The organism is Caballeronia jiangsuensis, from assembly GCF_046030135.1.
GTDB classification, from domain to species: Bacteria; Pseudomonadota; Gammaproteobacteria; order Burkholderiales; family Burkholderiaceae; genus Caballeronia; species Caballeronia jiangsuensis.
Genome location: NZ_JAQQDB010000051.1, coordinates 38,753 through 57,797, shown reverse-complemented (window position 1 = coordinate 57,797; position 19,045 = coordinate 38,753). Strand labels below are relative to the sequence as shown.

At 63.9% G+C, this 19,045-nt stretch carries 17 protein-coding genes; 5 read left to right on the top strand and 12 right to left on the bottom strand.

Translation table 11 applies throughout. The annotated features are described in order from the left end of the window. Positions 1 to 115 precede the first annotated feature (115 nt). On the bottom strand, positions 116 to 340 hold the full coding sequence (locus PQR08_RS34040; RefSeq protein WP_035499921.1) for a DUF6900 domain-containing protein: 225 nt from the start codon (positions 338 to 340) through the stop codon (positions 116 to 118). Between the two features lie 320 nt (positions 341 to 660). On the opposite strand from PQR08_RS34040, the gene ptsP reads away from it, so the two are divergent. The 3 genes from ptsP (at position 661) to PQR08_RS34025 (ending at position 5,993) form a co-directional block, all read left to right on the top strand. Continuing rightward, complete coding sequence (gene ptsP, locus PQR08_RS34035) at positions 661 to 3,195, top strand: phosphoenolpyruvate--protein phosphotransferase (protein WP_250485298.1); 2,535 nt, start codon at positions 661 to 663, stop codon at positions 3,193 to 3,195. 13 nt (positions 3,196 to 3,208) lie between these two features. Continuing rightward, a complete protein-coding gene (ptsG, locus tag PQR08_RS34030; RefSeq protein ID WP_250485299.1) occupies positions 3,209 to 4,984 on the top strand; it encodes a PTS glucose transporter subunit IIBC in 1,776 nt (591 codons plus the stop codon). A 106-nt stretch (positions 4,985 to 5,090) separates the two neighbouring features. After that, a complete protein-coding gene (locus PQR08_RS34025) occupies positions 5,091 to 5,993 on the top strand; it encodes a DMT family transporter (protein ID WP_408163805.1) in 903 nt (300 codons plus the stop codon). A 24-nt stretch (positions 5,994 to 6,017) separates the two neighbouring features. Here PQR08_RS34025 and PQR08_RS34020 read toward each other — a convergent pair whose 3' ends face one another. The 4 genes from PQR08_RS34020 to PQR08_RS34005 all read right to left on the bottom strand — a co-directional run bounded on the left by PQR08_RS34020 (position 6,018) and on the right by PQR08_RS34005 (position 8,714). After that, positions 6,018 to 6,299, bottom strand: a complete 282-nt coding sequence (locus PQR08_RS34020) for a DUF3325 domain-containing protein (RefSeq protein WP_250485300.1) — start codon at positions 6,297 to 6,299, stop codon at positions 6,018 to 6,020. Then, entirely contained in the window at positions 6,296 to 7,873 is a 1,578-nt protein-coding gene (locus tag PQR08_RS34015; protein WP_408163808.1) for a PepSY-associated TM helix domain-containing protein, read from the bottom strand. The genes PQR08_RS34020 and PQR08_RS34015 overlap by 4 nt, the downstream gene beginning before the upstream one ends. 47 nt (positions 7,874 to 7,920) lie before the next feature. After that, positions 7,921 to 8,208: a DUF3649 domain-containing protein gene (locus PQR08_RS34010; RefSeq protein ID WP_187604251.1), complete on the bottom strand. Its 288-nt coding sequence runs from the start codon at positions 8,206 to 8,208 to the stop codon at positions 7,921 to 7,923. 254 nt (positions 8,209 to 8,462) lie between these two features. Beyond that, entirely contained in the window at positions 8,463 to 8,714 is a 252-nt protein-coding gene (locus PQR08_RS34005) for a hypothetical protein (RefSeq protein ID WP_250485302.1), read from the bottom strand. Positions 8,715 to 8,832: 118 nt separating this feature from the next. Here PQR08_RS34005 and PQR08_RS34000 point away from each other — a divergent pair, with 118 nt between their 5' ends. Further along, positions 8,833 to 9,513 carry a dihydrofolate reductase family protein gene (locus PQR08_RS34000; RefSeq protein WP_250485303.1) on the top strand — a complete coding sequence of 227 codons (681 nt, stop codon included), beginning with the start codon at positions 8,833 to 8,835 and terminating at the stop codon, positions 9,511 to 9,513. 144 nt (positions 9,514 to 9,657) lie between these two features. Further along, a complete protein-coding gene (locus PQR08_RS33995) occupies positions 9,658 to 10,380 on the top strand; it encodes a DeoR/GlpR family DNA-binding transcription regulator (protein WP_238211419.1) in 723 nt (240 codons plus the stop codon). A 73-nt stretch (positions 10,381 to 10,453) separates the two neighbouring features. Here PQR08_RS33995 and PQR08_RS33990 read toward each other — a convergent pair whose 3' ends face one another. The 7 genes from PQR08_RS33990 to PQR08_RS33960 all read right to left on the bottom strand — a co-directional run bounded on the left by PQR08_RS33990 (position 10,454) and on the right by PQR08_RS33960 (position 19,044). Then, positions 10,454 to 11,515 (bottom strand): ABC transporter permease, encoded by a 1,062-nt coding sequence (locus tag PQR08_RS33990; RefSeq protein WP_404978759.1) that lies wholly within the window; start codon positions 11,513 to 11,515, stop codon positions 10,454 to 10,456. Beyond that, positions 11,512 to 13,041: a sugar ABC transporter ATP-binding protein gene (locus PQR08_RS33985; RefSeq protein ID WP_238211417.1), complete on the bottom strand. Its 1,530-nt coding sequence runs from the start codon at positions 13,039 to 13,041 to the stop codon at positions 11,512 to 11,514. Before PQR08_RS33985 ends, PQR08_RS33990 begins: the two co-directional genes overlap by 4 nt. A gap of 53 nt (positions 13,042 to 13,094) precedes the next feature. Then, positions 13,095 to 14,099 carry a substrate-binding domain-containing protein gene (locus PQR08_RS33980; protein WP_187604246.1) on the bottom strand — a complete coding sequence of 335 codons (1,005 nt, stop codon included), beginning with the start codon at positions 14,097 to 14,099 and terminating at the stop codon, positions 13,095 to 13,097. A gap of 50 nt (positions 14,100 to 14,149) precedes the next feature. After that, positions 14,150 to 15,193, bottom strand: coding sequence for an ABC transporter permease (locus tag PQR08_RS33975; protein WP_250485304.1), 1,044 nt, complete (start codon positions 15,191 to 15,193; stop codon positions 14,150 to 14,152). Further along, positions 15,190 to 16,122 carry a ribokinase gene (gene rbsK, locus PQR08_RS33970; RefSeq protein ID WP_187604244.1) on the bottom strand — a complete coding sequence of 311 codons (933 nt, stop codon included), beginning with the start codon at positions 16,120 to 16,122 and terminating at the stop codon, positions 15,190 to 15,192. Before rbsK ends, PQR08_RS33975 begins: the two co-directional genes overlap by 4 nt. Continuing rightward, positions 16,119 to 16,592, bottom strand: a complete 474-nt coding sequence (locus PQR08_RS33965) for an RbsD/FucU family protein (RefSeq protein WP_250485305.1) — start codon at positions 16,590 to 16,592, stop codon at positions 16,119 to 16,121. The genes rbsK and PQR08_RS33965 overlap by 4 nt, the downstream gene beginning before the upstream one ends. Positions 16,593 to 16,653: 61 nt before the next feature. Beyond that, complete coding sequence (locus PQR08_RS33960; RefSeq protein ID WP_250485306.1) at positions 16,654 to 19,044, bottom strand: aldehyde dehydrogenase family protein; 2,391 nt, start codon at positions 19,042 to 19,044, stop codon at positions 16,654 to 16,656. Position 19,045: the final 1 nt, after the last annotated feature.

The following is a 19,045-nucleotide window of genomic DNA, read 5'->3' as shown; positions in this document are numbered from 1 at the left end:
GCCATGTAGCGGCTATATCAAAATGTCCGCTTCTAGCCAAGACGAATGCAGCGGACCAAAGCACGGACCGCTGCATGCGGCGCTATCCGCCCGCGCAAATAGCGCACACCCTCATTCACGCGCAATGTCCCTTCGCGCGCTCGGCGCGCGTCACCGTATGTCCGACCAGCAGCCCGAAATCATAGGCGCGTTCGAGCGCGCGCCCGATGTCCTCGACACGGCACATGCGTATGTCGGCGCTGGGCTTGCCCATCGGATCGAATGACTGAATGCCAAGCTCGTCGCGTGCGATCGTCAACAGCGGCTCCCAATAGGCTTCGTTTTTGTTGCGGTAGATCATGATGCGCGCTCCTTTTGCTTGCATTTACTAGTTAACTAGATTAATGCGATGCGGGCGCGCGGCCTGCGGCGGATCGCCGCGATTGGAGCATGGTCTCTAGAAACCACCGATGCGCTGCGAAACAATAGCGCGATTTTCGCCGTCATTGCTCTCGCAACGAGAACGCGGCGTTTCAGAATCCGAATCAATGCGCGCATCGCCCTACAAACAGCGTGCTTTTGCGAACGCGCATTCATTCGGTCAGCGAATCACGAAGCCGTTGCCTATGATTACCTCAGGCCGGTTTCAGCTCATATCGTCAAGGAAAAGGAGTCGTTCACGTGAAAGCTCCTCAACGTTTGGCACGAATCGAGTTGATGGCGCCGCTCTCCGGCGTGATGGTGCAACTCGACACCGTGCCCGATCCGGTTTTCGCACAAAAGATGGTCGGCGACGGCGTGTCGATCGATCCGACATCCGACGAATTGCTCGCCCCCCTTCCCGGCACGATCACGCAACTGCATCGCGCGGCACATGCGGTCACAGTGACGGGAGAAAACGGCCTCCAGGTACTGATACATATCGGCCTCGATACGGTGATGCTGCGCGGCGAAGGCTTCACGCCGCTCGTCAAGGAAGGCGATTCCGTCATGACCGGCCAGCCGCTGATCCGTTTCGATCCGCTCATCGTCGGCGCGCGAGCCGTGAGTCTGCTCACGCAGATGGTCATCGCGAATGGCGAAGACCTCGTCACGCGTTATATGCCCGCGACGGGCCTCGTCACCGCGGGCAAGGACGTTGCGCTGGCGGTCGAGTTCGTCGGCGGCGCGCATGACGATGCGGGCAGTAGCGCGGCCGACGCAATCCGGTCCGACGAAGTCACACTGCCCAATCCCCAGGGGCTGCACGCGCGGCCCGCGGCGGTTTTCGCGGCCGAAGCGAAGAAGTACAAATCCGATATCCGCCTTCTGCGCGGCAGCGATAGCGCAAACGCGAAGTCCGTCGTTGCACTGATGACGCTCGCGACGAAGTTCGGCGACACGGTGCGTGTCGAGGCCGCCGGCCCCGATGCGGGCGAAGCCGCGGCGGCGCTCGCGCGTCTGCTCGCGTCGGGCTCGGGCGAGAAACCCGGCGATGCGCCCGCGCCTGCCGCGCCCGCAACCGAAGCGGTCGCGCCGAAACCCGCCGCGCCCGCCGATGCGAACGAATTCACTGGCGTATCGGCGTCGCCGGGGCTCGCGGTCGGCAAGATCGTGCAGTTCCGCCAGGAAGTCATCGACGTGGCCGAAGCCGGCGAATCGCCGCAACGCGAGCGCGCACGGCTCGACGCGGCGCATCATGAAGCGCGCCAGCAAATCGAGGCGCTGAAGGCGAAGCTGACCGATCCGTCGAAGGCGCAGATTCTCGATGCGCATCTGGAACTGCTCGACGATCCCGGTCTCAACGACACGGCCATCGGCGGCATCAGCGAAGGCAAAAGCGCGGGCTTCGCATGGCGCGCCGCGTTCGAGGCGCAGGCGAACAATCTGGAGAAGGTCGACAACGCGTTGTTGCGCGAGCGCGCGGGCGATATCCGCGATGTAGGCCGCCGCGTGCTGGCGCTGCTCGCGGGCGTGAAGCAGGCGCATATCGATGTGCCCGGCGAATCGATCCTGATCGCGGAGGAGCTGTCCCCTTCCGATACCGCATCGCTCGATCGCAGCAAGGTGCTCGGGTTCTGCACGACGACGGGCGGCGCGACGAGTCATGTGGCGATCCTCGCGCGCTCGCTCGGCATTCCGGCGATCTGCGGCATCGACGAGGATGCGCTGCAATTGCCCGACGGCACGCTCGTCGTGCTCGATGGCTCGCACGGCAGCCTGCGCCGCAATCCGAGCGCCGACGAACTCGCGAAGGCGCGCGAGCGCATCGAGCGTCAGACGAAGAAGCGCGAAGAAGAAAAAGTCGCAGCGAGCAAGCGCGCCGTCACGGCCGATGGTCATCGCGTCGAAGTGGTCGCGAACATCCGCAATGCGCAGGAAGCGCGCGACGCGGTCGCGGCGGGCGCGGAAGGCGTCGGGCTGCTGCGCTCCGAGTTCCTGTTCGATAACCGCGACACCGCGCCGTCGGAAGACGAACAGGCCGCCGAATATTGCGCGGTCGCCGAAGCGCTCGGCCGCGAGCGTCCGCTCGTCGTGCGCACGCTCGATGTCGGCGGCGACAAGCCGCTCTCCTACATGCCGCTGCCGAAGGAAGACAATCCGTTCCTCGGGCTGCGCGGCGTGCGCGTGAGTCTCGATCGTCCCGACATGTTCCGCACGCAATTGCGCGCCATTCTGCGGGCCGCATCGATCGGCAATCTGCACATCATGTTTCCGATGGTCGCCGCGATCGAGGAAGTGCGTGCGGCGAGGCGGATTCTTCAGGAAGAAGCCGGCGATCGCATCGGCGACGTGAAGGTCGGCGTGATGATCGAAGTGCCGTCCGCCGCGCTGATCGCCGAGCCGCTCGCGCGCGAAGTCGATTTCTTTTCTATCGGCACCAACGATCTGACGCAATATACGCTCGCGATGGATCGCGGGCATCCGAAGCTCGCGAAGCAGGCCGATGCGCTGCATCCGGCGGTGCTGCGCCTGATCGGCATGACGGTCGAGGGCGCGCACAAGCACGGCAAATGGGTCGGCGTGTGCGGCGGCATCGCATCGGATGCGATGGCCGTGCCGGTGCTCGTCGGGCTCGGCATCGACGAGCTATCGGTCAGCGTGCCCGCCGTCGGCTCGATCAAGGCGCAACTCGCGCGCCTCACGATGGACGAAGCGCGCACGCTCGCGGCGAAAGTCATCACGCTCGGCACGGCCGAGGAAGTGCGCGCCCTCCTCGCGCCCTACGCAGAATAAGCGGAGACCTTTCATGTTCAAGAATGCATTCGGCGTGGTGCAGAAAGTCGGCAAGTCGTTGATGCTGCCGGTCGCGGTGCTGCCGGTCGCGGGTTTGCTGCTCGGCCTCGGCGCGACCGATTTCCACGGCTACGTGCCCGCGATCATCCTCGAGCTGATGAAGAACGCGGGCGATGTGATCTTCGGCAACCTGCCGCTCATCTTCGCGATCGGCGTCGCGCTCGGCTTCACGGAGAACGACGGCGTATCGGGCATCGCCGCGACCATCGGCTATCTCGTGATGACGGCGACGCTCGGCGTGATCGCGAAGGTCGAAGGCGTCGAGACCAGTCTTATCATGGGCATTCCATCGATCCAGACCGGCGTGTTCGGCGGCATTCTCGCGGGCGGTCTCGCCGCGTGGATGTTCAACCGCTATTACCGCATTTCGCTGCCCGCCTATCTCGGCTTCTTCGCGGGCAAGCGCTTCGTGCCGATCGTGACGGCCATCGGTTCGATCGTGCTCGGCGCGGTGTTGTCGGTCGTGTGGCCACCGATCGGCGGCGTGATCAAGGCGTTTTCGCAATGGGCGGCGGTCTCCGATCCGCGCACGGCGGCGACGGTCTACGGCTTTGTCGAACGTCTGCTGATTCCGTTCGGCTTGCACCATATCTGGAACGTTCCGTTTTTTTTCGAAGCGGGCAGCTTCCTCGATCCGACGACCGGCAAGGTCGTTCATGGCGACATCAACCGCTTCTTCGCCGGCGATCCCACCGCGGGCATTCTGTCCGGCGCGTTCCTGTTCAAGATGTTCGGCCTGCCTGCCGCGGCCATCGCGATCTGGCATTGCGCGAAGCCGGAGAAGAAAGTCGCGGTCGGCGGCATGATGGTGTCGGCGGCGCTGACGTCGTTTCTCACCGGCATCACCGAGCCGATCGAGTTCGCGTTCCTGTTCGTCGCGCCCGTGCTGTATTTCATTCACGCGTGTCTCGCGGCGTCGGCGCAGTTCGTCGCCAATACGCTGAACATGCACATGGGCTTCACCTTCTCGCAAGGCGCGATCGACTTTCTGATGTTCAACCTGATCGGCAACAAGGCGACGCACGCGTGGTACGTGTTCATTCTCGGGCCGATCTACGCGGCGATCTACTACTGCGTGTTCCGTTTCGTGATCACGCGTTTCAACATGAAGACGCCGGGACGCGAGGACGATACGGTGGCGACCGCGGCGCTGAGCACGGGCCCGGGCGGGCGCTCGCGCGATCTCGTGCTGGCGTTCGGCGGCCGCTCGAACATCAAGAGTCTCGATGCGTGCATCACGCGCTTGCGGATCTCGGTGAACGATCCATCGCTCGTCGACGATGCGCGGTTGAAAGCGCTCGGCGCGGCGGGCGTCGTGCGCGTCGGCAATGGCGTGCAGGCGATCTTCGGGCCGCTGTCGGAAAACATGAAGACCGATATGCAGGAATACCTGAAGTCGGCGGGCAGCGATGCCGATCTGCCGGTGGCCGGCGTGACCGCCGCCGCGCCGGAAGCTGTGCCCGCGCCGGCTGCCGTTGCCGCGCAGGACACGGCGCAGCAGAAAGCGCGCGCGGAAAAGATTCGCGCGGCGCTGGGCGGCGCGGCCAATATCCTGAAGCTCGAACCGCTCGCGGCCACGCGATTGCGCGTCGCGCTGGGCGATGCATCGCGGCTCGACGGCGCCGCGTTGAAGGCAGCCGGCGTGCCCGCGACGCAAGCGCTTGCCAATGGCGAAGTCGATCTGATCGTCGGGCTGGAAGCGGAAAATCTCGCGGGCGCGATGCGGTGAATCAGGCACGTTCGATCGACGGTCCCGTTTCGATGCGTGGCCGTCGATTCGGCATGCACGCGCGGCTATGCGATGATTCGAGGCTCCGCCACGATATTCTCGCGTCATGCCTTCCACCGCCGTCACGCGCACGAGTCACCTGCCGCTAGCCAGCATCGGCTTCATCCTTGCTTCGATGCTGTGCTTCGCGATCGTCGACACGCTGGCCAAAGCGGTCGCGCTGCACTATCCGGCCAACGAGCTCACGTTCTTTCGCATGCTGTTCGGCCTCGTTCCGGCGATAGCCGCGTGCTGTGTCGGCGAACGATCGCTGATCGATCGCGTGAAGCGTCTCGACATCAAAGGACAGACGTGGCGCGCGCTCACGCTGCTCGGCGCGTCCGGCTTCTTCTTCGCGGGTCTGCCTTATATGCCGCTCGGCGAGGCGGTGGCGATCGCGTATTCGGAGACGCTGCTCGTCGTCGTCCTTGCACCGTTCATCCTGAAGGAACGGCTCACGGCGCGCTCGGCGGTGGCCGCGCTCATCGGCTTTATTGGCGTGCTGCTCGTCGTGCGTCCGGGTGGCGGCGAGTCGAACTGGCTCGGGCCGGTGTTGCTGCTGCTCAGCGCGTTGTGCGGCGCGCTCTCGATCATCCAGATAAAACGCATTCGCCCTACCGACGACTCGCGCACCACGGTGCTGTTCTTCACGGCAGTGGGAACTGTCGTCAGCGCGAGCACGCTGCCCTTCAGCTGGAAGACGCCGATGCCCGACGCGCTCTTGCTCATGGCGCTACTCGGCGCATTGGCGACCGTCGGCCAGATTCTGATGACGGTCGCCTTCCGGCGCGCCGACGCCGGCACGCTCGCGCCGTTCAATTACACGAGCATCGTGTGGGCGGCATTGTTCGCCTACATCGCGTGGGGCGAGATCATTGCGCCGCTGTCGCTCGCGGGCATCGCGTTGATCGTCGGCAGCGCGATCGCCGTTGCGTGGCAGCGCAAGCTTCCCGAAGGACCGATTGCGTGAACGCGCCCGGCGTTCCACGGCATGTCAAGCCGTGGAGAACCGCTCATAAGCGATGAGGCCGCCATATACGAGCCCGGCCGCGAGACTCGTGCAGCCGCTATAGGCGACGAGGCCGAGCGCCCATCCTTCATTGCCGACGATGAAGCGCAACGCGAGCGCGAGACCGCACCACCCCGCGATGCGAAACCCGCGCGATTGTCCGGCGCGAAGCGCGCGCCCGAACACGGTCATCTGATGGCGGTCCATCGAGACAGCCAGAAAGGCGAACGCCATCACGCAGAAAACGATGCTCAGGAGATGCGTCATGCGCTTTCCTTCTCGCGCTCGGGCATCGTGGCGCGTGCGCCTGCGCGCTTGCCCGCGGGCTTCACGCACGGACGATGCCGGGCCACGCGCAATGCCAGGGCCGCATGCAGCGCGGCGAATGCCCACATCATCAGATCGAAGCCCGCGAAGACCCAATCGCCCTGCTCGATGCTGCGCCACAAAGGCCGGTCGGTGGTCAGCGCGTTGAGCACGGGCAGGAACGCGAGCAGCGCCGTCGCGAGCCACAACGATTCGATCCACGCGCGCTTCGCCGGACGCACGAACGCATGGAGCAAGGTCGCGCCCCACACGGCGAAGAACACGTTGATCTCGGCGTTATCGCGCGCGGCGACACCGAGCGGCAGCAGACGATTGGCCCACAGAAAGCTCGTCATCGCGACGGAAAGCCCCGCGATGCTCGCGATATTCAAACGCTCGACGAGCCAGAAACCGAGATGAGGCCGCGCGGGATCGGGTAGTTTCTGACGGCGCTTGACGGTCCACATCACGAGTCCGGTGCCGACCATCGCCGTGCCCGCGAGACTGACGATGAAGTACAGCCAGCGCAACTGCAGATCGCTGAAGCGTCCGAGATGCAGCGCATACAGCACGCCGCGTGTTTCCGCCGCGCCGCCGACACTGTCCTTCACGTCGATGAGCTTGCCCGTCACGCCATCGAAGAGCATGTATTGCGGGCTCATCGATACGCGTGACGCCTCGCCGCGCGAGACGGCCACGCGCGCGGTGGTATCGCCGGGATTCGTGATCGTCACGCGGCCGACCTTGTCGCGGCCCCAGCGCGCCTGCGCTTCGCGCACCATCGCATCGACGGGCGCAAGGCCGGCCTTCTGTCCGGAAGGCTTGCCGGGCTGAATGAACGCGCTCAGTTGCGATGTCATCGCCTCGCGTTCGGCGGGCGTCCTGAACGCGGTCTGCGCGCCCCACGGCATGTACATCGTCATCAGCGTGACGAGACCGGTGTAGGTGATCATCGCGTGAAACGGCAAGCCGAACACCGATAGCGCGTTATGCGCATCCAGCCACGAGCGCTGACCCTTCCCCCATCGGAACGTGAAGAAATCGGCGAAGATTTTCTTGTGCGTGATGACGCCGCTCACGATCGCGACGAGCATGAACATCGCGCACAGTCCCGCGAGCCAGCGGCCCCACAGCACCGGCATGTAAAAAAACTGAAAATGGAAGCGATAAAAAAATTCGCCGCCGAGCGTCTCGCGCGCGCTCGTGCGCTGGCCCGTTACCGGATCGAAGCTCGCCGATTCGAATGTGCGCTTGCCTGCCGCCGCGCCCGGCGTGCGCCAGAACGAACCGATGACGCTCGTGCGCTCGTCCGGCAAGTCGAAGCTCCATTGCGAACTGCCCGCGGCGATCGTGCCGAGCGTCGCGGTGACGCGTTGCGCGACGCGCGCGGCATCCGGCATGTCGCGCTGATGCGGCTGCTCCGGCCGCATCCACTGCGAGGTTTCGTCCTTGAAGTAGCTGACGGTGCCGGTCAGGAACATCGCGTAGAGAATCCAGCCGGCGAGCAGGCCCGCCCACGTGTGCAGGTCGGACATGCTCTGGCGAATGCCGCGGGCTTTCGGTTCGGGATCGCGCGCGCGTTTCACGAGATGCGCCCTCCCGCCCATACGCTCGACGCGGCCAGCAACAGCGGCACGGCGACGATCACGAGACCCGTCCAAGCGCGCCGCGCGCTACGAACCGCGAACACCCAGATCACCGCGCACGCGTAGACGATAAAGCTCGCGAGCATGCCGGTCAGCACGGCTTGCGGCTTGCTCATCGGCAGCGCAAGTGCTGCCACGCTTGCGAGTGCGGCGAGCGCATAGCCGCCGAAGATCGCCGCGACGATTCGAGAGGCGAGCGGGCCGTGCCTGACGATCGTGCTCATTGATCGGATGCGCGTCGCCGCGTCTTGTGTTTCCACTGATTGGTCTGCGAATGGTTTGGCCGGAAGAACGTGCGCATCGATGGATGCGGGAGCCGGCGCGCCTGAAGAATGCCCGATGTAAATGATAATAATTATCAATAACTCAGGGCAAACTTGTCAAGCGACGCTTAAAACCAAGTGATAACGCGCGAAGAAGACGCGATGCGCCTTTCGGCGCATCGGAATATGGAAGATGAGCGTGTGGCGGGACCGGCTTACTCTTCGCCGGTCACCCACTTTTTAGTGGCGTGATAGCCGCGCTTCGAAGTGTCCGCGATAGCGTGACCCGCCGATTTCGCGCCGTCGCCGATTGCGTGCGCGGCATCGCGAGCCGCGTGGCCGGTCTGACGTCCCGCCGATTTGACATCTTCCTTGAACTGATGCGCGCCCGATTCGACGCTCGCATGCGCGAGCGGGCTGAGCGCCATCAGCAAGGCCGGAACGATGAGCAAGGTGTTCTTTTTCATATCGACGATTTTCGCACATCGCAGTCATCGCGCGTCGGCAGCGCTCGCCTTCGCTCTCTCCGGCGGCACGGCGCTTGCGCCGCCGATGCATCGAAGCTCTTCACGCCTGGAGTAGACCATGCATATCGTCTGTCACATGATGTCGTCGATCGACGGCCGCAGCCTCACCGATAACTGGAATCTCGATTTCGCATCGCCCATCTACGAAGACACCGCCGCGCGCTTCAAGGCCGACGCGTGGGCATGCGGCCGCGTCACGATGCAGGAAATCTCGCACGGTAAGGATCGCGACTATACACGCGGATTGGCGAAAGGCCCGATTGCGCGCACCGATCATTTCGCCAAACGCGATGCGAGCCAGTACGCAATTTCCATCGATCCGAAGGGGCGTGTCGCGTGGAAGAGCAACACGGCGCTCGACTCGCACATCGTCGAAGTGCTCGCCGAAAGTGTTGAGGACGACTACCTCGCCTACCTGCAATCGATAGACGTGTCGTATGTGTTCGGCGGCAAGGACGATATCGAACTGAAGCGCGTCGTCGATACGCTCGCGCGCGAACTGAAGATCGGCAAGCTGATCGTCGAAGGCGGCGGCCATGTCTCGGGTGCGTTCGTGAATGCACAGCTCGCCGATGAGGTCAGCGTCCTCCTGATTCCGCTAGTCGATGGACGCGAAGCGCATACGTCGTCATTCGAAGTCGCGATGGACCAGTGGCAAAAGCCCACTTATCTCAAGCTCGATTCGATCGAAAAACTGGAACACGACGTTGTCTGGCTGCGCTACACACGCAAGTCCTGACGTCTCGGGATTTACCCGCGCCGCGCCCGGCAAGCAGCTAAAAATGCGGCTTGCATTGTTATAATCCTTTCATCGAACGACCAAAACCTAACACAGCTCGCGCGACACGCCGCCACCAAGAGCGCGCCTCGTCGCGCCATCCCGATGGCCAAGAACGAACGCCTGCGCGCCCTTTCCGGTGCGCTCGAAAAACAGAGCGTCATGCGTCTGCGCGATGCGGCCGCATTGCTCGGCGTATCGGAGATGACGGTGCGCCGTGATATCGCCGCGCATCCCGGCCAGTTCACTTATCTCGGTGGCTATATCGTCAGCGCAGCCGATGTGCCCAACGCGGGCTACACCATCGAGGAAGAAAAGGATCATTTCGCGCAGGCGAAGGCGATCGCATCGAATCACGCGGCGCGTCTGCTCGTCGATAACGAAACCATCTTCATCGATTGCGGTACGACCCTGACGACGCTCGCGCGGCAGATTCCCACGGAGATGCATCTGACGGTCGTGTGCTATTCGCTCAATGTCGCGGAGATTTTGCGGCGCAAGCCGAATGTGCGCATGATCCTGCTCGGCGGCGTGTACGTGCCGTCGTCGGAATCATTCGCCAGCGACGAGAGCGTCGAAACGTTGCGGCGTATGGGCATCAACAAGGCGTTCATGTCGGCGGGCGGTGTCGATGAAGCACGCGGCGTCACGTGCTGGAACTTTCATGAAGTCGCGATCAAGCAGGCCGCGATGGCGAGCGCGGTGGAACGGCATCTCGTCGTCGATGCCAGCAAGTTCGGCAAGGTGAAGGCGGTGCGGTTCTCGCAGATTTCGGAGTTCGATTCGGTCATCACGGAGCAAGGCCAGACGCTTAAAAAACGCGCCTGATTCGTTCCGCTTAAAAACAGAAAGGCTCGTTCAGGATTTGAACGAGCCTTTTTTGTTCCGCTTTTTTAGAACGTTACTGCCTGCGTCCCAGCGCGAACAACGTCCCCGCGACCAGAATGAACGCGCCGATGATCACCTTCTGCCAGGTGCTCGGTACGCCGACGAGAATCAGCACGCTATTGATGAGCGTCACCAGCACGACGCCCAAAAGCGTGCCCACTACCGTTCCCGTGCCGCCCGTGATGCGCGCGCCTCCGAGAATCACGGCGGCGATCACGTCGAGTTCGGTGCCGACGAGATCGAACGGATTCGCGAGCCGATTGGTCGATACATGCAGAATGCCCGCGACGCCCGCCAGCAAGCCGGTATAGCCGAACACGAACAAATGAATCGCGCGGAGGTTGTAGCCGAGCCGTTCGGCGATGGCGAGCGAGCCGCCCATCGCATAGACGCCACGCCCCATCATCGTGCGATTGAGCAGCCACCATGTCACGACCGCCGCGATCACGAGCGCGAGCACGGAGACGGGCAACACGGCACGCAAGCCATCCGGCGTGTGATAGAAGAACAGCGGCAGGCGCCCGAACGTATCCATGCTATGCGGAATGTTCATGAAGAACTGCGTGCCGACGAAAGTCAGCAACAAGCCGCGATACAGATATTGCGTGCCGATTGTGACGATCAGCGAAGGCGCCTTCAGCCGGTGCACGAGCATCCCGTTGATCACGCCGAGCACCACGCCGCCGATCGCGCCCGCGAGCAGGATCAGCACGAACGGGCACTCGGGCCACCACGCGAACACGGCTTTGGTGATCGAGTACATCGTCAGCGCGGCAATCGCCGTGAACGACACATCAATGCCGCCCGACGCCAGCACGACGAGCGTGCCGAGCGCGAAGAGCGAGACCGTCGTCGCGGAATGCAACAGGTCGAACAGCGTGGCGAACTGGAAAAAGCGCGGGTTGATGCTGCCCACGACCAGACACGTCACCAGGATCAGCCCGAGCGTGAACCACTCGGGATTGCGCATCAGTCGCGCGTACAGGTTGCCCTTGCGCACACGCGGCGCGATTTCGGCCGCGTGCTGCGGCATCGTCTCGCTTCCCGTGCGGCGGATGGATTCGCTCATGCTCATGCTGCCTCTGAAAGTAGCGCGTGATAAAGATCGGCCTCGTTCAACCGGTCCGCGCGATATTCGTTCGCGACGCGGCCTTTCTTCATCATCAGAATGCGGTCGCAGTTCTGCAGCAACTCGGGCAAGTCGTCGCTGATCAGGATGATCCCGATGCCTTCCTTCGATAGCCGCTGCATGATCCGATAAATGATGTCCTTCGATCCCACGTCGACGCCGACCGTCGGGCCATGCAGAATCAAGACGCGCGGATCGATCGCGAGCCAGCGGCCGATCAGCACGCGCTGCTGGTTGCCGCCCGAAAGCGATTGCACGGGCTTGTCGACATCGGGTGTCGCGATCTGCAAGTCCTTCACGGTGCGCTCCGCAAGCTCCTGCGCGCGTTTGCGGTCGATCTGGCCGAAGCGGTCGCGCAAGCTCGCGATCATCGCGGTCACGACATTGTCGCGAATCGGCTTGTCGAGAAAAAGCCCTTCATTCAGGCGATCTTCCGGTACATAGCCGATGCGCTGCGCCTTAGCATCCGCGGGGGAATGCAGGCGCACACGCATGCCGTCGAGCGTCACCGTGCCCATGTCGGCAGGCGCGACACCCGCAAGCGCACGCGCGAGTTCATTGCGGCCCGAATCGAGCAGGCCGGTCACGCCGAGAATTTCGCCCTTGTGCAGCTTGAACGACACATCGGCGAACTGGCCCTTGCGGCCGAGGCCCTGCACATCGAGCACGACTTGCGATGCGCCTTCTTCCCCTTGCGCGCGATAGCGTTCCGTCGACAGATGCTTGCCCGTCATGAGCTCGCTGATCTGCGCCTTCGTATAGTTTTCGATCGGTCCCTGCGCCATCTTCTGGCCGTCGCGCAGCACGATCACTTCGCCGCCGATCGCATAGCATTCGTCGAGCTTGTGGCTCACGAACAGCACGGCCACGCCGTCCGCGCGCAAACGTGCGAGCACGGCGATGAGGTTGTCGACTTCCTTCTGCGTAAGCGATGTCGTCGGCTCGTCCATGATGACGAACTTCGCCTCGCTCGCAATGGCCCGCGCGATCGCGACGAGCTGACGCGTCGCGAGCGGCAACTGCTCGATGAGCGTCTTCTGAAAGTCCGCGTCGCCCGGCAGGCCGACTGCTTCGAGCGCGCGCGCGGCGGTTTCGCCAAGCGCACGGCGATCGAAGGTGCGGGCGAGCTTGCCCGCATGTTCCGCGAGTTCGGACGTCAGCGCGACATTCTCCGCGACGCTCATGTTCGGCAGCAACGACAGGTCCTGATAGACCGTTTCGATGCCCGCCGAGAGCGATTCGAGCGGCGAGAGCTTCTTGTGACGCACGCCTTCGATCACGAGCTCGCCTTCATCGGGCGGTTGCGCGCCCGAAATGATCTTGATGAGCGTGCTCTTGCCGCAGCCGTTCTCGCCGAGCAAGTGATAAATCTGGCCGCGCTCGAACGCGAGGCTCACGCCGCGCAGCGCATAGACGCCGGTGAAGCGCTTGTGAATATCGACGACTTCGAGGAGCGGTGTCGTTGTGGTCATGTCTGTCCAGGGCAAGCGGCGCGCTCTTTTAAAAGCGCGCCGCGCGCGTCACATCAGAAGTTGTATTGCTTGTAGTTCGTCTTGTCGACATCGACCCAGCCGGTGCCGCGCACGATCACGCCCTTGCCCGGGCCTTTCGTCACGCTGACCTTGTTGTAGCCGGTAATGCCGAGGTCCGCGCCGTTCTGCACTTCCTTGCCGTCCACGAGCATCTGCGCGACCTTGTTCATCGCGAGACCGGCGAGCTTCGGATCCCAGAACGCGATGCCGTTGATCGCGCCGCTCTCCAGGAACTTGCCCGCTTCCGTCGGCAGGCCCGTGCCGTACACGCAGATCTTGCCGACCTTGCCCGCTTCCTCGACCGCGCGGCCGATGCCGATCACGTCCAGCGACGACGAACCTTGAAAGCCCGTCAGATCCGGGTGCTTGCGCAGCACTTCCTTCGCGACCTGATACGCGCGTTCGCCATCGTTGTTGGTTTCGAGTTTAGGCTCGACGAGATCCATCTTCGGATACTTGGCCTTCGCATTGCCGATGCCGCCGTCGGCCCATTGAACCTGCGAGCGCGAACCGAGCGAGCCGACCAGCACCGCCCACTTGCCCTGCTGACCCATGCACTTCGAGAGGCGCTCGTTCAGGCCTGCGCCGTATGCGGTGTTGTCGAAGGCTTCGATATCGACCATCGTGTTCTTGGCGTTGTCCGCTTCATGCGTGACGACCTTGATGCCGCGATCCATCGCTTTCTTGAGCGCGGGTTCGAGCGTCGGCGGATCGTACGGAACCACGGCGATCGCCGTGACCTTCTTCGCGATCAGGTCTTCGATGATCTTCAGTTGCTGCGCGGCGTCGGCGCGGCCCGGACCCGTCTGATATGCATTGATGTTCGGGTTCTCCTTGCCGAACTCCTTCACGCCCTCATCCATGCGATTGAACCAGTTGATGCCGGTCACCTTCACGACCGTCACGATGGTCTCGTTCGTCGCGGCTTGCGCTGCCGCGATCGCGCCCGCTGCGAGTGCGATCGCCGTGAGCGCGGTGCCGAATCTGTTGAGCTTCATTGCTTGTCTCCTTTATTTCGATTGGTCTCTTTGATGAATCACACGCAACACTAACGTCCCGTCGATGCGGGCGGCGGCGGAACATTGCTTTTGGGCGCGGCCCCGCCTATACCGAAGATCGCGCGCACGCGATCGCCGCCCGCGAATGCGAGCGATGCGAGCAGCAGAAAGCCCCACGCGCAATCGCCGAAGAACTGCGATACGCCGAGCAGGTTGAACAGGCTCGACAGAAACTGCAGCACGGTCGCGGCGAGAAACACGCAGACGATGCGTCCATACCCGCCCGCCGGATTCACGCCGCCCATCACCGCGATCAGAATCGCGATCAGCAGATACGAATTGCCGTAGTCCCACTTCGCGCTCGACGTATGCGTCGCGCTGATGAGACCCGCGAGCGACGCGAGCACGCCGCACATCCCGTACGTGAGAATCAGCATCCGCGCGCGTGGAATCCCCGCATAGAAGGCGGCTTTCGGGTTCGTGCCCATCAGATAGAGACGCAGGCCGAACGGCGTGCGCTTGAGCACCCAGCCGAGCAGCAGCACGGCGGCAATGAAGATCCACAGTGAAATCGGCACTTGCAGGAAGGTGCCGTTGCCGATGTTCGACAGCGGATCGACATATTCCACGCGCACCGATGCGCCGTTGCTCAGCACGACCGCGATGCCGGTGAAGAGCAGTTGCGTGCCGAGCGTGCAGAGGATCGGCGTGAGCTTGAGCTTCGCGATCACGACGCCGTTCAGCAGCCCGCCGATCGCGCCCATCGCCACGACGATGCAGATGAACACCGCCGTATAGAGCGCGGGCGAATCGTCGGCGGAAACCATGTGCGGCAAGAGCATCGCCGCGACCATGCCGGAGAGATTCGCAAGCCCCACGCCCGACAGATCGATGCCGCCGTTGCCCGACACCATCGACAGCATGATGCCGAGCGCGAGCAGGCCCAGCTCGGGCAACTGGCCGCCCATCGACTGGAGATTGTCGATATCGAGGAACTGGCCGTGCGACATCCACGTCGCGACGATCACGACGAGCACGTTCACGCCGATGAGGAAGTTGAACTGGCGATCAGCGAGCCACTTCGACGCTTTCATTGCGTGACGCTCCCTTGTTCGAGCAGCGCGTTGATCTCGTCGAGACGCGGCATCGATGGCGCGGTGCCCGGACGCGTCACAGAGATGCTCGCGAGCGCGCAGCCGAAGCGCACCGCATCGGCCGGGCTTTCGCCTCGTGCGAGCGCGGCCGCGAAGCCGCCGGTGAAGCCATCGCCCGCGCCGGCCGTTTCGACGACGCGGCCGCAATCGAATGCAGGCACGAGCGTCGATTCGTTCGGCGTATGCAGCAACGCGCCTGCTTCACCGAGCGTAACGATCACCGCGCGTGCGCCCTTCTTCAGCAACACGTCGGCGGCGCGGCGCGCGTCATCGACATTGGCGATAGGCACGCCCGTCAGCGCCGTCGCTTCCGTTTCGTTCGGCGTGATGTAGTCGCACAGCGGATAGATATCGTCGGTGAGCGGTATGGCGGGTGCCGGATTGAACACGGTCGTCACGCCATGCTTGCGCGCGAGTTCCAGACCGCGCCGCGCCGCCGGAATCGGCTGTTCGAGTTGCGTGACGAAGACGCCCGCGCGCGCGATATCGTCCTCGATTGCATCGACGTCTTCGGGAGCGAGCGCGCCTGCCGCACCCGCCGCGACGATGATCGCATTGCCGCCCGTGTTTTCATCGACATAGATATGCGCGGCGCCGGTTGCAACGTCGTTCATCACGGTTGCGCGCGATGTGATGCCTTCGGCAGCCCAGGTCGCCTGCGCGATCTCGCCAAACGCATCGGCGCCGATGCGCGTGCAGAAGATCACGTTCGCGCCCGCGCGTGCGGCGGCCACCGCCTGATTCGAGCCCTTGCCGCCCGGCCCCATCTTGAACGCGGAGCCCGCGACCGTTTCGCCGAGCAGCGGCATGCGCGCTGCGCGGAACGCGAGGTCCGTCACATAGATGCCGAGAATGACGACGCTTTTCATCGCGTACCTCCTTCCGGTGCATCAGGTGCGAGCTGCACGCCTTTCTTGAAGATGAAGCAGCCGTAGCCGCGCGCTTCGCCCGTCGCGATCACGCAATAGGCACGCTTCGCGCGCTCGTAGAATGCGAAACGTTCGATCGGCGCAAACGGCGTCTCGCGGCCTTCCGCATCGTCCACTTCGCGTTGCGCTTCACGCTGCACGGCCGGCAAGGTCGATGCATCGCCGACTATTTCCATGCGGCCCGCAGGATCGTCGACGAACGTATCGAGCGGCAGCACCGACAGCACCGCGCGCACCGCACGCGGCGCGTTCGCGCCGTCCACGCGCAGCAGCTTGCCCAGCACCGTTTGCCGCGCGACGGAATCGGCGGGGAAATGGGCGTCGCAGATCACCACTTCGTCGCCGTGACCCATCGCGGCGAGCGCGTACAGGATATCGGCGTTCAAGAGCGGATCGATGTTCTTCAGCACAGCGTCTCCTCCATGCGTGGGCGTGCCTCGTGTCGAGATCTGCGCCCGTTCAATGCTTCAATCAGTCTCCGTACGGCACCCAGATGTTCTTCACCTGCACGGCCTGGCGAAGGAACGGCAGACCTTCACTCGCGGCATCGTGCCAGTCGAACACGCGGCCCTGATCGACGAACGTGCGCTTCAGGTTGCCGGTCGATTCACGCTCGGCCATCGCCGAAAGCGACGCGCCGTGGAAGCACCAGAGCGCATCGACGTCATCGTGTTGCGCGAGCGTTTGTGCAAGAGAGCGCGCATCGCCCGTGACGATATTCAGCGCGCCGCCCGGCACATCCGATGTCTCGACGACCTGATAGAAGTCCGTCGCCATCAACGGGCACGTCTCGCTCGGCACCACGACCACGCGATTGCCCAGCGCAAGCGCGGGCGCGACGAGCGATACGAAGCCGAGCAGCGGCGCTTCGTCCGGGCACACGATGCCGATCACGCCGAGCGGCTCGTGCATCGCGAGCGCGACGCCATGCAGCGGCGGCGCATGCACCGCGCCATCGTACTTGTCGGCCCACGCGGCGTAGGTGAAGAAGCGCGCGATGGACGCATCCACTTCGCGCTTCGCATCGCGCTCGTTCGAACCCGCGCGCGTAACGAGTTGCTTCGCGAACTCATCGGCGCGCGCGCTCAGATTTTCCGCGAGGTAGTACAGCACTTGCGCGCGGTTGTGCGCGCTCGCCGACGACCACTTGCTCATGCCGCGCGCGGCGGTCACCGCATTGCGAATGTCCTTGCGGCTGCCCTCGCCCACTTCACCGACGATCTCGCCAGCGGGCGAATGCACGAGCCGCGAATAGCCGCTGTCGGGCCGCGCCTGCTTGCCGCCGATGAAGAGCTTCGCGGTGCGATCGAGCGCGCTGACCTTGCCTGCATCGACGAGCGAATCGGGTTGTGCCTGCAACGGCTTCGATTCGCCGCGAACCGGGAGTCTGGTCCACGCGCGCGGCTTCAGATATTCGTAAATGCCCTCGCGTCCGCCTTCGCGCCCGAAGCCGGATTCGCGATAGCCGCCGAAGCCGACGGCCGCATCGAAGAGATTGGTCGCGTTGATCCACACGACGCCGCATTGCAGGCGCGGCGCGACATCGAGCGCGCGGCTGATGTTCTCGCTCCACACGCTCGCGGCAAGTCCGTAGCGCGTGTTGTTCGCGAGCGCGACGGCCTCTTCCGGCGTGCGGAAGCTCATCGTCACGAGCACCGGCCCGAAGATTTCTTCCTGCGCGAGCGTCGATGCCGGCGCGACATTGGTGACGAGGGTCGGCGGAAAGAACGCGCCGTGCTCGGGCAACGTGGCACGCGGCGACTGATAAATTTCGCAGCCTTCGCTTTCGCCCTTGTCGACGAGCGCGCGAATGCGTTCGAGCTGCACGTCATCGACGACCGCGCTCATGTCGATGCCCTTGTCGAGCGAGGTCCCGACGCGCAGCGTGTCCATGCGGCGCTTGAGCTTCTCGACGAAGCGCGTTTCGATGCCTTCCTGCACGAGAAGACGCGAGCCCGCGCAGCACACTTGTCCCTGATTGAACCAGATCGCATCGACGACGCCTTCGACGGCGCTGTCGAGATCGGCATCGTCGAACACGATGAAGGGCGACTTGCCGCCGAGTTCGAGCGTCAGCGATTTGCCGGAGCCGGCTGTCGTCGCGCGGATCTGGCGGCCCACTTCGGTCGAGCCCGTGAACGCGATCTTCGCGACCCGCTTATGCTCGACGAGCGCCGCGCCCGTGCTTCCGTCGCCGGTGACGACGTTGAGCACGCCCTTGGGCAAGCCCGCGCGATGCGCGAGTTCGGCGAACAGCAGCGCGGTCAGCGGCGTGAATTCGGCGGGCTTCAGGACGACCGTATTACCGAGCGCGAGCGCGGGCGCGATCTTCCACGCAAGCATCAGCAGCGGAAAATTCCACGGCACGATCTGCCCGATCACGCCGAGCGGCGCCCAGTCGGCGAACTCCTTGTCCTGCAACTGTGCCCATCCCGCGTGATGCAGAAAGTGCCTTGCCACAAGAGGTATATCGATATCGCGGGACTCGCGGATCGGCTTGCCGTTGTCGAGCGATTCGAGCACGGCGAAGAGCCGGCTATGCCGCTGCACCATGCGCGAAAGCGCATAGAGATGCCGCGCGCGCCCCGCTCCGCCGATCGCCTGCCAGCCTTCGAGGGCGGCATGCGCGGCTTCCACGGCGGCATCGACATCGGCTTGCGTGCCTTGCGCGATCGATGCGAGCACGCGGCCCGTGGCCGGTTCGCGCGAATCGAAGCGGTCGGCGTCGTCGCTGTCGCGCCATGCGCCGTTGATGAAGTGACCGAAGCGCCCGTCGTGCTGATCGAGCCATGCGCGCGCGGCGCGATCGTCTTCCGGTGCGGGTCCGTATTCCATCGAGGAGAAGTATTCGGCAACGCTCATG